This window comes from Selenobaculum gibii (assembly GCF_030273445.1).
Lineage (GTDB): Bacteria > Bacillota > Negativicutes > ICN-92133 > ICN-92133 > Selenobaculum > Selenobaculum gibii.
The window spans coordinates 1591443-1607603 of record NZ_CP120678.1 but is presented as its reverse complement, the minus strand read 5'-3'; the positions used below and the strand labels follow the sequence as shown (position 1 = coordinate 1607603).

Below are 16161 nucleotides of genomic sequence, written 5' to 3'. Positions count from 1 at the left end.
ATTCAAAAGTATGACTCATTACGTTTCTATCACTCATTTTGATACTCTACTTGAAAAGAAATCTGATTAATATAACTTTTAGTATCTTCTGTGAGCCAATGATTTTTGATTGGAAATACGTAGATATCTCCAACCACTATTAAATGATTTCGTTTGATAAAATCCTCTAAGCGCAAATAGATCGAAGATGCTTTTTGATAATAAGTTCCTTCAAAAAAAATTGAAATATAAAAGCCTTCAGGACGGGTATAACAATGTTTTTTTGAAAAGGAATGAGATACAGGGGTGAAATATTGAATTGACCGATTAAATTTTTTAGCAAAAAAATCATCTTTATCAATAATCCAACCGGTCGTAAATTCTTTAAAATGTTTTTTGGAAAAAGCAGCTTGGTTATGATGGGCAAGAGTTTTTACGCGGTCTTTTATTTGTGTAGTTTTGGTAATTGGGGGACTGAGTAGCAAAATTTTTGACTGTTGAAAGCTTAATTCTATTTGATTAAGTCGAATTTTTGGAATCTTTTCTAAAGTGGCTAAAGATAATTCAAGGCTATTTTTTACTTTTTGTGTATCATCGATAAGTTCATTACATTCTTTTATTTTGTCTTGCAATATTTTCCCGAAATTTTCATCGCTACGGTTTTCAAGATATAGCTTAATATCATGTACAGATATATTTAATTTGCGCATATTTAGAATGATTTCAAGGACTAGATATTGTGAAACGGAATAATAACGATAGCCATTTTTATTGACAAAAGCGGGGATGAGTAATTCGTTTTTATCATAATACAATAATGTTTGTTTGGGAATTCCATATAAGGAAGCCAATTCGCCAGCAGTAAAATAATTTTTTTCGTTTTCCATAGTGCACTCCTCATTATACAAATGAATTTATTCCGTTCAAATTTATTTAGTTTTATTATTATCAAAAGAAAATTTTATGTCAAGTGAGGCGCTTCGCTTATTTTAGACAAAATTTACGTAACCTTAAATTTAATGATTGACTGTATGACCACTATATAGCATATAATAAATCTCGAAATTTAGTTATTATGAGGTGACAGGATATGACAATGGAGAAAAAACATCCAGAGTATAAAATACCAGATAATCCACATGCAAAACATCGTTATGAAAGTGCAATGAAACATGTAGACCATGCAAAAAAAGCAGGAAAGTCTTCGGAAGAAATTCATGCAATTTTTCATAAAATTATGGAGTTTGATCCAATGGATATTGATTCAATTCCTACGGATGAGGCGCATAAAAATTATCGCTTGGCAGTAATTCACGCGAAAAAAGCGATGGAAAATGGAAAAAGTTCCGAAGAAGTACATCAAATTTTTCAAAATATCGTGACAGGAAATGCAAAAGGGCATACGAAACATTCCTAAGTTGATTTTACTGGCGTAAATTAAAAGGACAAAAATTCATAAAGTAAAGAATTTTTGTAAGTACATCTCCTTGCAATGAGGAAATATGATAAAACCGTCCCTTTGCGGACGGTTTTTCGTTTTTCTTTAAAGTTTTTATATGAGAGGAAAAGCAAAATGAAAATACATGAAGTTTCTACGGGTGATAAAGTCTATCGTTATGAAAGAAGTATTGTAATGTTTTTTGATGGAAAACGCAAAGTACTTAGTACTTCCGTTTATCATGGGGGATATCATGAAGATTTGACTGCTGTGTTTAATCATGATGGTAAATGTGGTGCAGGAATGGCATGTGAGATGCTGGCGGAAACTTATGAAGAGCATATGAAAATCATCGCCAAACGAATAGGATTAGATCCGGAAACTGTATCAGGTATGGGAACAGCCGCAGATATGGAAAATGTAGCAATTCACTCTTTATCTCATGAAGAGTTAACAGTAACGGCAATTGTTACGGGTGGAATAGAAGTAAATGGTGGTAGAGTCGGTGATCCTGCTACGTATTATAAACCACTCGAAAAACCAAACCGCTTGGGGACGATTAACATTATGCTGGTGCTTGATAGCGATATGCCGCCGGGAACTTTAGCGCGTGCGTTAGTCACTTGTACGGAGGCAAAAACGGCGGCCATTCAAGAGCTCATGGCGGGAAGCAATTATTCAACGGGGTTGGCGACTGGTTCGGGAACAGATCAAACAATTGTCATTGCAAATGCTGATTCGTCACTTTATTTAGAAAGTGCAGGCAAACATTCAAAAATGGGTGAGCTGATTGGGAAAGTTGTTATGGGTGCGGTAAAAGAGGCACTTGAGAGGCAAACTGGTCTAAATCCTAAATATCAGCATGATGTATTAAAGAGGATGAAGCGATTCGGAGTAACTTCAGATTTAGTATGGGAAATGTATTGCACTTTAGAAAAAAATCCGGTGATTAAACCCGCTTTTTTAGAAAGGCTAGACAAGGTAGTAAAAGAGAGTGTAATGGTGACATATCTATCCCTTTATATTCACTTACTAGACCAACTCTTATGGGGGTTGCTTACAAAAGAGGAGATACTACCTGCGGCAAATCAGCTTCTTCGTATTTTAGGCGAGAGTTATCAGACTGAAATTATTGAAATAGAAGAAAGTTCGGTGGAATGTTTTTCAAAAGGCGTGGTAAGAGTATTGGCAACGCTGTTACAAAATTGTTTACATCGGAGAAATGAAGAAGGAGAAAGTGAAAACTGATGGACGTTCAGGGGAAAATATTATTTTTAACAAATATTGAACGACAGATTTATTTTTGGAATCAAGCGAGTGAATCAATAAACCAGAAGGGCATTAAAGCACGTTGCGAAAGTAAAACAATCGCTGAATCTACGCCATGGGGGAGAGAATGGCAAACGAAGTTAGAGGCGCAAGATATTATTTTAGTCCGTTGGATGGGAACGGGGCTAGATTGTCGCTTTTTACAAAACACTTCTTCCTTTTTGCAAGAAAGAAAAATCCGCCATCTTTTTTTAGTTGCGGATGCTGGAAATGACTTACTTAAATATGGGGTTTCTGATGAAGAGGAAAAGCGCATTTATCAGTACTTTAATTATGGTGGTGCTGATAATATTGCCAACTGTATGTTATGGCTGCTTGCACATTTTTGTCAACAAACCTGTGAATTTGAAGAGCCGTACCTTTTACCTTGGAACGGAATTTATCATCCGGATAGTGAAAAAACTTATCAGGATTTATCTGAATATAAAAATAAATTTATTCGCCCCAATCGTCCAACAATTGGTATGATTTTCTATCGTGATGAATGGATTTTGCAGGACTTGTCGTATCAAAATGCGATCATTCGAGAAATAGAGCGGCGCGGGATGAATGCAATTGTTGTGTTTACCAACGGTCAAGCGAATCCATTAATTGGAGCTCCAGGATTAAAAGATGCGTTTGATAAATATTTTCATGACGGTGAAAATGTAGTGATTGATGTTTTAATTAATACGATTAAATTTTCTTTAACAGCAACGCGGGCTTTAGATTTATCTGAGATTCAAGCGTTAAATGTACCTGTTTTGCAAGCGTATACTTTGTTTAATCCACTAGTGGAATGGGAAAAAAGTACAGAAGGCATGACGCCGATGGAGATTTCTGTTAGTGTGAGTTTGCCTGAATTTGATGGCATTTTACATTCCGCACCAATTGCGACAAAAGAGGATACCGGGCGGGGAATTGCCAGTTATCAAGCGCTTGAAGAGCGCATTGATTTAGTCGTACGCAAGGCGCAAAAATGGGCAAATCTTCGTTACAAACCGAATCAAGAGAAAAGAGTAGGAATTGTATTTCATAATTATCCTGCACTAAATTCTAATATTGGCAGTGCCGCAGGATTGGACTCTCCGGAAAGTGTTAGGCTTTTACTTGCCGAAATGCAAGACGCAGGATACAACGTGGATTCTATTCCTGAAAACAGTAAAAGCTTCATGGAGGAACTATTGGCAAATGCGACCAATGATCGTCGTTATATTACGGAAAAACAAATTGAACGTGCCGAACACTTATCCGCCCAGCAGTATTTAGATTTTTTTAAACCTTTGGATGAAAAGACGAAAGACCAACTCCAAAATGATTGGGGAAAAGCACCGGGAGAAGTATTTAACTATGATGGAGAACTGTTGATTCCCGGGACGTTAAAAGGAAATGTGTTCATCACGGTACAACCGCCGCGTGGTTTTGGTGAAGATCCGGGAAAACTTCTTCACTCGCCAGACTGTGCGCCAACGCACCACTACATTGGATTTTATCATTGGCTGCGGGACATTTGGCAAGCGGATGTTTTAATTCATGTCGGGACGCATGGATCTTTGGAATGGTTACCGGGTAAAGGTGCCGGCATGTCGGGAAAGTGTTATCCGGATATTTCAATCGGTGATATGCCAAACATTTATCCGTACTGGATTACGATTGTCGGTGAAGGAATACAAGCGAAAAGGCGCAGTGCCGCCTGTTTGATCAGTTATTTGACGCCACCGATGAGTCAGGCTGGCACATATGATGAGCTGGAGGAATTAGAAAAAGTCTTAGATGAATATTGTCATTTTAAAACGACGCAACCGGATTCAATGAAAACAATACAAGCACTCGTCAGAGAAAAAGTAAAAGCCGCCAATTTAGAGGAAGATATTAAAGAGGCAGAAGCGGAAACGTTTGATGATTATATCGGAAAAATTCATGCGTATGTAACAGATATAAAAAATATGCAGATTCGTACGGGACTTCATATTTTAGGTCGCCCGCCGCAAGGCGATGACATGATTGAATACATCTTAGCGTTGACTCGCCTAGAAAATGGAGATAAACCTTCGCTTAGACAAACGTTGGCACATGCATATGGTTTTGATTATTATGAGCTTTTAGAAAACAGTGCAACGATGATGGCGGGCAATACGAAGACTTATGGCGCATTTGTTGATGAATTAAACGAAAAGAGTAAAGAAATCGTTCTTTTATTAGCAAATAAAGATTTTAGCTCAATGGCTGTAGAGCAATTAAAAGAAATCGCATGGTTAGGTGAATTAAATGAAGAAGCCTATGCAAAAGTAAGTTGTGTTGCGGAATATATTTGTACGACCATTGTACCGAATTTACAAAAAACTACGCAGGAGATTTCAAATACGTTGGCTGCTTTGCAAGGGGAATATATTGAACCTAGTGCCGCTGGCGCGCCGACAAGCGGCGGAGCGGATTTACTGCCTACGGGACGTAATTTTTATGGCGTAGATCCACGAACTCTGCCAACGCCGGCTGCTTGGGAAATCGGCAAGAAAATGGGCGATGAAGTGATTGAGCGTTATATTCACGAAGAAGGCAGATACCCGGAATGTGTCGGCATTGTATTATGGGCAGGGGCAAATATGCGCAGCCATGGACAATGCATTGCTGAATTTTTGTATTTAATGGGGTTAAAACCGGTTTGGCAACGCGGCAGTATGCGCGTAATTGATGTGGATGTTGTCCCATTAGAAGAATTAAAACGTCCACGCATCGACGTGACGGGACGAATCAGCGGACTGTTTCGCGATAGTATGCCGGATGCAATTTTGTGGCTTGATAAAGCGGTAGAGAAAATTGCCGAGCTTGATGAACCGATTGATATGAATTATATCAGAAAGCATGTTTTAGAAGACGCAGCGCAATTGGAAGCAGAAGGTGTTGACAAGGAGAGTGCTTGGCAACAGGCATCTTATCGTATTTTTGGCGATCCGCCGGGTGCATATGGCGCGGGAATTGGCGATTTGCTCGAATCGAAAAATTGGGAAACGATTGAGGATTTGGCAAATGTATATGTTCGTTTTGGCGGACATGCGTATGGCGCAAAGGGCAAGGGGGAATACCGTCCGGAATTGTTTAAAAAACGCATGGCGAGTTTGAATGTGACGATAAAAAATGAAGATAACCGTGAAAGTCATATGCTCAGTTCGGATGATTTTAATGCTTATCATGGTGGGATGATTGCGACGGTTCGCGCCTTAAGCGGCAAACAACCGCGTTCGTATTGCGGTGACAGCAGTGATCGCAGTAAAGTGGAAATGCGCAGTTTAGAAGAAGAAACAAAACGATTATTTAGAGGCGAAGCGATCAACCCTAAGTTCATCCAAGGCATGAAAAAACATGGCTATAAAGGTGCACAGGATTTAGCAAATTATGTTGCACACAGTTATCAATGGGATGCAACCAGTAATGTGATGGAAGACTGGATGTATGAGAAATATGCAGAGAAATATGCATTTGATAAAGAAATGCAGGAATGGATGAAGGAAGTAAATCCATGGGCATTGCAACGGTTGACTGAAGTATTGCTCGAAGCGGAGCAACGCGGATTGTGGAATGCGAAAGCGGAGACGAAGGAAGAATTGCAAAAGCTTTACTTATCGCTTGAAGGTGAACTGGAAGAGCGCAGTGAAGCGAATGCTTAACGGGGAGGCGAAGGAATGATTCGGCAATCAGAACGAAAAAATCTCGTTTACTGTAATTTGGGAAATGCCTACATATCTGTTTCTTGTAATCCTGGTGCAGTGGTAGTGTTTCATACACCAAAAGCTTGCTCTCATTTAGCTTTGCGTAATTATTGGAGTATAAAACGGCGCGGACTGCTGCGTGATCCTTTAGCAATGCTGCCGGAGAAAAACAATCTGTTTGTAACTGGCATATCGGATAAAGAAGCTATCTTTGGCGGAGAAAGGATTCTTCGCCAATGCTTGCTGGATATTTCACAAATGGAGAATGTGCAATATATCATTGTTGTTCCCGGATGCACAGCCGGTGTAATTGGCGATGATGTCGAAGCGGTATGCAAGGATGTCGAGGAAAAGACAAAGTTACCGATTATTGTTGTGTCGGGTGCCGGCTTTATGAGTAAGCATTATACGGAACATAACATCAAGATGCTAGAAACTTTGCTGGAACGCTTTGCAACAATTAAGCCGAAAGACCGAGAGAAAAAAGAAAAGCTTGCCGTTATCATTGGTGAAAATAGTGGAGCAGGCAATGAAAATAATGTTCGTGAAATAAAACGACTGCTTCAGTATTTTGGATTTACACGTATTTTATTTCCGCCCAATACGATGACAAAAGAGGAATTTGCGATGATTCCCAAAGCGGATTTAATTTTGTCGGTAGGAATTGCGCGTGAATATTATCCCAAGATGCAAGAATATGCAAGAGTGTTGGCTGAGCGTTATCAAACGAAGTGTTATACGGGGAACTATCCTAAAGGGATGGCAGAAACGAAAGTATGGTTTGAAAAAATCGGAGAAGTTTTAGCGTGCGAAGCAGAAGCTAAACAAGCCTGGAAAATAGAAAATACACGTCTGGAAAAGTTTTTACAAAAAAAACGCGAAGTTTTGTCGGGAAAAAGTTACATTTTTGTCATTGGGTATGCAAGCCGTTATTTTGATCCGAAGTTTCATTTAGAAACGTTATCAGCTGTGGGTGCAGAACTTAAAGCGGTAGTTTTACATAATGATTTAACGAGTAAAGAAAAAGCAGAGCAACGCAAGCGAATCATGGAGCTAACGGATATTCCCTGCTATACAGAAGAAGAGATAAAAACGCTGGCAGAGCAAGTGGACTTTGTTTTAACGACGACAGATTTAATTGATCTTCCCCATCAGTTGTCTATCTCAATTCAACAAGTTGGCATTTGGGGTCTAGAAAATCTGCTAAATAAAGTATCTATGGCAATTCATGGACACGGCAGGAGGATTCTATATGAATACTAATCAGAAATTGCAGCGGTGGCTGCCGTGCAAAAGTCGTTGTGAAATGGCGGGCGCAGCCTCATTTTTTTTGAGTCTAAAAGATTGTGCGATTTTGATAAACGGGCCTCGTTGGTGTGCAACGATTGCCGAACGCGAGATGGCAAGAGTCGAGAAAAAATATGAGCGAAGAATCTTTTGTAGTGAAGTAAAGGAAATCGATTTGTTGTACGGCGCAGATGATGCGCTTTTGCTGGGGTTAGAAGAAGTAAAAAAAGAATGTAATCCTAAAATGATTGCAGTCATCAACAGCTGCTCAGTCAGCTTAATCGGTGATGACATTCAGGGGATTTGTCATAGAGCTAATTTAGCTTGTGAGATTATTGCGGTTGATGCAGGCGGACTTAAGGGAGAATTTTGGGAAGGGTATCAGGAAGCATTAGATAAAATTCTTGACTTAGTTACTGCAAAGGTAAAAGTTAAAAAAGAAGTTGTGCGGAAAAATCGCGTAAATCTTTTTGGCTGGTGCAATAACTATCCAAATTGGCAAGGGGATTTAGCTGAAATCAAGCGAATGCTTATATCCTGTGGGATTGAAGTTGGTGTTTGCCTTGGTGCAGATGAAACTTCTCTAGCTGAGATGATGCAATTGCCATTGGCTGCTTGCAATATTGTTTTATCTCCGGAACTTGGAGTTGAAGCGGCAAAACGGTTAGCAGAAGAATGGGGGCAAGATTACCTTATTGCGCCTACACCTTATGGAATGCAATGTTCCATTGCCTGGTTAAATCGGATTGCAGAAAAATTACAGATCAATATCTGTACAGAAAAACTAGAAACAGAAATCGACATCAATCAAGAAAAGCTGGATCAAGCAATTTTTCAGCTCAAAGCGGATTATAAAAACTTTGGCTTTGGCGACGTATATTTAACGCTTCCTTACGGAGTTGCTTATGGAATCGTAGAAGCACTAAAAACAGAGTTCCCTGAATTTAATGATATTTATCTCAAAATAGAAGGCCCGAATAAAGCAGAATATCCAATGATTCAAGGCGTTAGGGCATGGCAGGTAAAACAAGATACTTTATCTGTTGAAGAAGCAGGTATTTCGCTTGTCCTTGGGGACTGGCAAACTAGACTGGAAGTTGGGCAATATGATCGGATGATTTTTAAAAATTTTCTTATGCCAATGCAAGGTGTTCCTGTTGCAGAACGTCCCTATGCAGGTGTTTTGGGATGGAAGCACTTTATGGCGGAAGTGATAGAAGTGTTTCATGTGATTGCTTACTTACATCCGGCAAAAGTTGAAAAATAAAAAACATTAAAAAATCTTGACTGTATGACCACTATATAGTGTATGGTGGAAAACGATGCAATCATTTCGACAAATTCATATTGAGAAGATAGGTGCCGAAAGGCTTAATAGGGAAATCGGTGAAAAACCGGTACGGTCCCGCCGCTGTAATGGGGAGTAACTCCACAAAGATGTCACTGGATATATTCTGGGAAGGCGTGGAGAAGCGATGATACAGAGTCAGAAGAACTGCCTAGCTTCATTTTGCCATGAAATCCTACGAGCGATAGGAAGGTGAAAGATACTGTAACTATACAATGCTATATGCATTTGTAGGTATAGATATGGAATTTAACGCCTTTTTGCTTTTGCGAAAAGGCTTTTTTGTATGAGCATAGTTTAAATTGAAGGAGTAAAAACATGAAAAGAAAAGTAGTATATCCGTTTACAGCTATCGTTGGACAGGAAGAAATGAAATTATCTTTAATTTTAAATGTCATTAATCCATCATTGGGTGGTGTTTTAATTAAAGGGGAAAAAGGAACGGCAAAATCAACTGCGGTCAGAGCTTTGGCAGAACTTTTACCGGCGATGGAAGTTGTTGATGGATGTCAATTCCACTGTGATCCAAGTGAAGCGAATTTGCTTTGTGAAGCTTGCCAGAAGAAACAGCAAGAACATAAATTAGCAAGTCATCATGCGGTAAAAATGCGCGTGGTGGAATTGCCGGTAAGTGCAACGGAAGATCGCGTGGTTGGGACACTTGACATTGAACATGCGATTAAACATGGAGAAAAGAAATTTGAAGCCGGGATTCTTGCCCAAGCGAATCGCAATATTCTTTATGTTGATGAAATTAATCTACTTGATGATCATGTCGTTGATGTTCTTTTAGATGCGGCAGCAATGGGAATTAATACGGTTGAACGTGAAGGGGTGTCCTACTCCCATCCGGCGAGATTTGTCCTTGTTGGGACAATGAATCCGGAAGAAGGCGATATTCGTCCACAATTGTTAGATCGATTTGGACTATCTGTAGTTGTTACTGGTGAACATGAACCGGAAAAAAGGGTGGAAGTCATCAAAAGACGTCTTGCTTATGAAGCTGCCCCGGAAACTTTTATTGCAGATTGTCAAGAGGAGCAAGAAGCTTTAGCAACAAAAATTATTCAAGCAAGAAAAATTTTAACAAACGTAACGATTTCTGATGAACTTTTAGTTGCAGTTGCTAAAATGGCGATAGAATTAGGCGTCGATGGCCATCGCAGTGATATTACAACGATTAAAACAGCGATGACCTTGGCTGCTTTTGATGGTAGAGAAGAAGTCTTACTTGAAGATATAAAAAATGCGGCAAAATTGGTATTGCCGCATAGAATGCGCCGTCGTCCATTTGAAGAAGGTGCCTTGGATTGGGATAAAGTTGAAGCTTTACTTGCAGAGTAAATGGTTTTGTGGGAGGAAAGAAAGATGATGATACCATCTGCATATCCGTTTGCGGCAATTGTTGGGCAAGAGCAGGTCAAAAAAGGACTCATGATTGCTCTGGTTAATCCAAAAGCGGGTGGAATATTAATTGGCGGACCAAAGGGCACGGCAAAATCGACACTTGTACGTTCGATACGTGAAGTCAGTGGTGATAAGCGATGTGTAGATTTACCGCTCAATGCTACGGAAGATATGTTGTTTGGTAATATTGATCTGGAATATGCCATACAAGAGGGGAAAAGAAAATTTTTACCGGGAATTCTGGCGAAAGCAAATAACAATATTCTTTATATTGATGAAGTAAATTTACTGCGCAGTGAATTGTTAACGGCGATTTTAGATACCAATATTGCAGGGATAAATCGAATTGAACGCGAAGGAATTTCGTTTTCGCATGAAGCAAATTATATCGTAATTGGAACAATGAATCCGGAAGAAGGCACGTTGTCTGCGCAAATTTTAGATCGCTTTGGCATGTATGCGGAAACGACAAATGCAATAGAGGTTGAGGAACGGGTTCAGATTGTAAAATTGCTTTTAGATTTTGAGAAAAACCGTCAAATGTTTAAAGCTCGTTATGCGACAGATATAGAAACCTTAGCAGAGAAAATAAAAAAAGCAACAGCAATTGTTTCGCAAATTGAAGTATCAGAAGCGATGATGCAGTTAGCAGCGCAAATGTGTGCAAAATCATTTTGCGCAGGTCATCGAGCGGAAATCTATTTATTAGAAGCAGCAAAAGCGATTGCGGCACTTGAAGAACGGTTGTATATCTTGCCTAAGGATATGGATGAAGCAGCGATGTTTGTTTTGGTACATCGAATGCGTCAGCTTCCTCAGCAGCAACCCCAGGAGCAGGAAGAGCAAGAACAAAACGAACAAGAAGAGAATAATGATACAGAAAATAATGATGAGCAGGAAGAATCTGAATTACCACCACCGTCGGCAGACGAGGATGGGCAAGAGGACGATGATGAAAGTGAATCTGAGCAAGAAGATGATAAAACAGAGGAAACACCAGACAATCCGGAAAATCAGCTAGCGCCAGAAGAGCAAACAGCTGAAATTGATAAAACTTTTCAATTACCAAAGATGATGCTAGATATGGGCAAAGATCGTATGATTCGCCGTGGCAGTGGCAAGCGCAGCACTACGCGAACTGATTTAAAACAAGGGCGATACGTTAGGGCGTCAATGCCAAAAGGCAAGATTGAGGACTTGGCGTTTGATGCAACGATTCGCGCCGCCGCACCATTTCAACGGATGCGCAGTGAGAATGGCTGCGCATTAAATATTCAGCAGGAAGACCTTAGACAAAAAGTTCGTGAAAAACGCATTGGCAATACTTTTCTATTTCTTGTTGATGCCAGCGGCTCAATGGGGGCGAGAACGCGGATGAAAGCCGTAAAAGGTGCAATTTTTTATATGCTGCAAGAAGCGTATCAAAAACGTGATAAAGTGGGCATGATTGCATTTCGTCGTGATAAAGCGGAGGTGCTTTTGCCGATTACACGCAGTGTTGATTTAGCGCAAAAGTGTCTACAACAAATGCCGACAGGTGGAAAAACACCTTTGGCAGAAGGGCTTGATACGGCCTTGATGACACTGACTGCAATGAATAAAAAAGATAAGGAACAAGAGCCGGTGCTCGTATTGCTTACTGATGGCAGAGCAAATGCAGGTGAAGATGCAGTAAAAGAAGCAATGCGTACGGCTGAGCGATTGCGTGAATCCAATGTAACATCGGTAGTGATAGATACAGAAACTGATTTTATAAAATTAGGTATCGCTAAAAATCTTGCTCGTGAAATGGGCGCAACATATTTTAGTTTAAAACAATTATCACAGGAAAATATTGTACATATCGTTCGCAATATTACAGCGGGATAGACTTTGATTATATTGGGGAGAAGAAAATGAAGAAAATTGCATTTTACGGAAAAGGTGGAATCGGGAAATCTACGACAGCATCAAATGTTTCAGCAGCTTTTAGTGAAATGGGAAAAAAAGTATGCCAGATTGGCTGCGATCCGAAAAATGACTCCACGCGTCTTTTATTAGGACATATTTGTAAGCAAACTGTTTTGGATGCGGTAAGAGATAGTGAAACGGGAGAAGTCGCGGCAGAAGATATCATCCACACAGGATTTCATGGAATTAAGTGCATTGAGGCAGGCGGTCCTGAACCTGGAGTTGGCTGCGCAGGAAGAGGGATTATCGTTGCACTTGATTTGCTTAGGTCGTTATCGACACTTGAGGAAGAGGATATCATTTTATACGATGTTTTGGGTGATGTTGTTTGTGGCGGTTTCGCAGTACCGATTCGTGAAGGCTATGCAACGGATATTTACATTGTATCCTCGGGGGAATTGATGTCTCTTTATGCAGCAAATAATATCGCTAAAGGAATTCAAAAATTTGCTGCGCGTGGGAAGGTCAGATTGGGCGGAATTATCGGAAATAGTCGCAATGTAATGCAGGAAAAAGAATTATTAGAAGAGTTCGCACAAAGATTGAATGCGCGGTTAATTCAATTTATTCCGCGTGATAGATCTGTAAATCAAGCTGAGGTAAATCGTCAGACGGTGATTGAGTGGGCACCAGATTCTGCACAAGCAGATGTCTATCGCAATCTCGCAAAAAAAATTACCGATAATAACGAATTAAATGTTCCTACACCATTAACTTTTGCAGAGCTAGAGAATTTGGTTATGAAGTATGGAAACGAATAAAAATAGAGTTTAGATTAAAAGGGAATTACACGAATAAAAATGTAATTCCCTTTTTGTATGTAGAAAAATATGAAGTTAAAAAACATTTTATTTACGGTAGAGGTTTTTTTATTGTTATCGCGAATTTTGGTTAGTAAAGTGGAGAAAGCAGGAGATTTTATGTTAAAAAAGATATTGTTTTTTATTATAGCCATATTTATGATGCAATCAAATTTTATTAACCATGATGTTTATGCAAATGGTTTTTATTCTTATCATCATTATTTTGATAATGGGAACAATACGTTTATCAAATGTATGGACTCAGAATATAACCGTAATGTTCGCATGGAAAATTTAATAAAAAAAGAATTGGATATACCACCTTCTATAATGAGAAAAACAGATTTTTACTATAACTATATCGATTTAAATAATGATGGCGATAATGAAATTTTTGTTTTAGTAGTTGGCCCTTATACTAGTGGCTCAGGAGGAAGTACAGCCTTTATTTTAGAGGAAAAAAGACACAGATTATCAATCAAACAAAAATTTACTTTGGTTAATGTTCCAATCGTTATTAGTGAAAGCATGACAAATGGTTATAGGGATATTATCGTTAGAAATTTCGGTGGCGGCGTAAAAGGGCGTTACATAGTACTTGCTTATCAAGACGGTGCTTATACTGATGTGAATTCGGGATATGAAATCACTGACTTAAAAGATGTAAGTGGTGTAGCAATTTTGTGTGATAAATAAAAATTACAATACTATGGTATAAAGTTGGGGCAATAAATTATTAAGAGCTTGACATGCATGGCTTCGTGTGGTAATATATAAAAATATTCAGATGTAGCAATTTAACTCACATATATTTGTCAGTTGTTGATCATTCAATCGCTGGCGAGTATATGTGTTTTTTTATATACGGAATGAATAATTGAAAAAATTAGGAGGTTGTTTTTATGAATAAAGGTACAGTAAGATGGTTTTGCCCAGAGCAAGGGTTTGGTGTTATTGTAAATGATACCGATAATAAAAATATATTTGTACATTTTTCAGCAATCATAACAGAAGGCTTTAAATCTTTAGCCGAAGGTCAAAAAGTTTTTTATGATATTGCAAGTGATGCAAAAAATAGTAGTAAAATTATTGCTGTTAATGTTCTAAGTGCATAGAACATTATGTTATTGATGTGTGAACGCAACAAAGAAAAACCACGATTAAGTAGATTTTTGTACGGAAAAAACATTCAAAATAACGGTTAAAAAACCTCCAGACACAGTTCAGCTGTGATTGGAGGTTTTTTAAAATCCACGATTTCTATATTTTTCAATATAGAAATCGTGGATTTTATTTTTTATTTTGCGCAAGATATGAAATATTCGATAGAATTTTGTTGAAATTTTTACGAAAGGGTGGTGCATAATGCAAGAGTATAAAGGTAGGTTGACTTTGGCAAAGGGAACTTATGTAGAATTTGTTGTTGCACCGGATGAGGATGTTGACTTTGGTGATATTTTAGCGGTTGAAGGTAAGAATGACGATATTTTCTATATTAGGGTGTATGACTTTAAAGTAAAGTCGCGTTGGTCAGATTTAAAGGGTGTTGGTTACTTGATGAGTAAGCTTGATGGTGAAGGCAAGGCAGAAAATCAAGAAGAATTAGATTTTTATCTTGGCGGAAATCATACAGTTAAAGTTGGTATGGCAGAGCAACTGTGTTACGCTAATGCAAATGGCGACTTGTTTAATCCAAAGACTTGCCCTGATTTTTTCTGTGAAGTTCGTGCCTTAAGAAAAGAAGATGCAATATTGCTTGCGGAATTAAAAGGTGATTTAGAGATTGGATTATTAAAAAGTGGCAGAGCTATTATGGATTTACCTGTTGGTATTTATGGAAATAAAACGATTGGAGAACATATTGGCGTATTTGGAACAACGGGATCTGGAAAAAGTAATTTAGTAAAGGTTTTAGCTGGTTCGATCGCAACAAATGGGAACTACGGTGTATTGATTTTTGATGTGCATAATGAATATCATAATGCCTTGATTCAGCATCCAAGGGCAAAGGAAAAAGTTTTTATTTATCATACAGGTGAGAGCAATGGGTATGCAAAGCAATTAAAACTTGATTATTCACAGCTTAGTATTGAAGCTATCGTATCCTGTGCGAATTTTACTGAACCACAACTGGATGCTCTTTTTAAATTAAGTACAGTATGGCAAGACAAATGGTTAGAATATATTTTGAATTATGAAGTGGAAGATATTATTGAAGCGCTAAAAGAGGAAACTGGACAGAAATTTCAGTCGAGAACAATTAGTAAAATTAAAAGTATTTGTTGGAATTTAAAACAAGAATTAAATATTAATGGTTATGAAGAAGATGTTTTAAAGGAAATTATCAATAAATTAGAAACAGGAAATATCGTTTTAGTTGAAATGAAGGAAATATCGAATTTAGGAGAATATGCATTATCAACATTATTATCGCAAGCTTTATTGCATTACTATACATGTAAAACAGAAGTTGAGCGAGAAAAAACAAAAACGGTATTGATTGTATTAGAAGAAGCGCATAGATTTTTAGGGAAAAAATCACATGCAAATAATAATATTTTTGCACAGCTTGTGAGTGAAGCGCGAAAATTTAATTTAGGAATGTGCGTGATTGATCAGCAGCCTAGATTGTTAGCAGATCAAGTTTTATCACAATTAAATACTTTATTTATTTTGGGTCTTGCATCAAAAGCAGATAGAAGCAAATTAGAGTCCATGAGTCGAAAGGATATTCTAAAGCAACGCAACGAAATTAAAAATCTTGATTGCGGAGAAATGATTGCTGCTACAAACTATATGAGGTTTGCGGCACCAGTAAAGGTTTATAAATATGAAGATTATCTAGAACACTTAAGTCATTGATATGTATGGTGTACAGTGAAGATTTTTACTGTGCACCATATTTTGTTCATTAAGGATGTTGGTATGTTTTTT

General features: G+C 38.3%; 12 protein-coding genes and 1 riboswitch. Of the genes, 11 read left to right on the top strand and 1 reads right to left on the bottom strand.

Annotation, left to right across the window (positions count from 1 at the left end; translation table 11 throughout):
* Positions 1–29: 29 nt before the first annotated feature.
* Positions 30–866 (bottom strand): MerR family transcriptional regulator, encoded by an 837-nt coding sequence (locus P3F81_RS07720; RefSeq protein ID WP_147669875.1) that lies wholly within the window; start codon positions 864–866, stop codon positions 30–32.
* Between the two features lie 203 nt (positions 867–1069).
* Here P3F81_RS07720 and P3F81_RS07715 point away from each other — a divergent pair, with 203 nt between their 5' ends.
* The 11 genes from P3F81_RS07715 (at position 1070) to P3F81_RS07665 (ending at position 16089) form a co-directional block, all read left to right on the top strand.
* On the top strand, positions 1070–1396 hold the full coding sequence (locus tag P3F81_RS07715) for a hypothetical protein (RefSeq protein WP_309320252.1): 327 nt from the start codon (positions 1070–1072) through the stop codon (positions 1394–1396).
* A 156-nt stretch (positions 1397–1552) separates the two neighbouring features.
* Positions 1553–2665, top strand: a complete 1113-nt coding sequence (locus P3F81_RS07710) for an adenosylcobinamide amidohydrolase (RefSeq protein WP_147669876.1) — start codon at positions 1553–1555, stop codon at positions 2663–2665.
* The gene (gene cobN / locus P3F81_RS07705) at positions 2665–6390 is read left to right on the top strand and encodes a cobaltochelatase subunit CobN (RefSeq protein WP_147669877.1); all 3726 of its coding nucleotides are present in this window, start codon (positions 2665–2667) and stop codon (positions 6388–6390) included. The genes P3F81_RS07710 and cobN overlap by 1 nt, the downstream gene beginning before the upstream one ends.
* Positions 6391–6405: 15 nt before the next feature.
* Entirely contained in the window at positions 6406–7695 is a 1290-nt protein-coding gene (locus P3F81_RS07700) for a nitrogenase component 1 (protein WP_147669878.1), read from the top strand.
* Positions 7685–8986 carry a nitrogenase component 1 gene (locus P3F81_RS07695; protein ID WP_309320250.1) on the top strand — a complete coding sequence of 434 codons (1302 nt, stop codon included), beginning with the start codon at positions 7685–7687 and terminating at the stop codon, positions 8984–8986. The genes P3F81_RS07700 and P3F81_RS07695 overlap by 11 nt, the downstream gene beginning before the upstream one ends.
* Before the next feature lie 73 nt (positions 8987–9059).
* Positions 9060–9236, top strand: a riboswitch (cobalamin riboswitch).
* 149 nt (positions 9237–9385) lie between these two features.
* Positions 9386–10411, top strand: coding sequence for a magnesium chelatase ATPase subunit I (locus tag P3F81_RS07690; protein WP_147669880.1), 1026 nt, complete (start codon positions 9386–9388; stop codon positions 10409–10411).
* Between the two features lie 24 nt (positions 10412–10435).
* Positions 10436–12343 (top strand): VWA domain-containing protein, encoded by a 1908-nt coding sequence (locus P3F81_RS07685; RefSeq protein WP_147669881.1) that lies wholly within the window; start codon positions 10436–10438, stop codon positions 12341–12343.
* A 26-nt stretch (positions 12344–12369) separates the two neighbouring features.
* Positions 12370–13185 carry a nitrogenase iron protein gene (gene nifH, locus P3F81_RS07680; protein WP_147669882.1) on the top strand — a complete coding sequence of 272 codons (816 nt, stop codon included), beginning with the start codon at positions 12370–12372 and terminating at the stop codon, positions 13183–13185.
* A 159-nt stretch (positions 13186–13344) separates the two neighbouring features.
* A complete protein-coding gene (locus P3F81_RS07675; RefSeq protein WP_147669883.1) occupies positions 13345–13923 on the top strand; it encodes a COG3650 family protein in 579 nt (192 codons plus the stop codon).
* A gap of 206 nt (positions 13924–14129) precedes the next feature.
* Complete coding sequence (locus P3F81_RS07670) at positions 14130–14342, top strand: cold-shock protein (protein ID WP_147669884.1); 213 nt, start codon at positions 14130–14132, stop codon at positions 14340–14342.
* A gap of 250 nt (positions 14343–14592) precedes the next feature.
* Positions 14593–16089 carry an ATP-binding protein gene (locus P3F81_RS07665; RefSeq protein WP_309320247.1) on the top strand — a complete coding sequence of 499 codons (1497 nt, stop codon included), beginning with the start codon at positions 14593–14595 and terminating at the stop codon, positions 16087–16089.
* Positions 16090–16161: the final 72 nt, after the last annotated feature.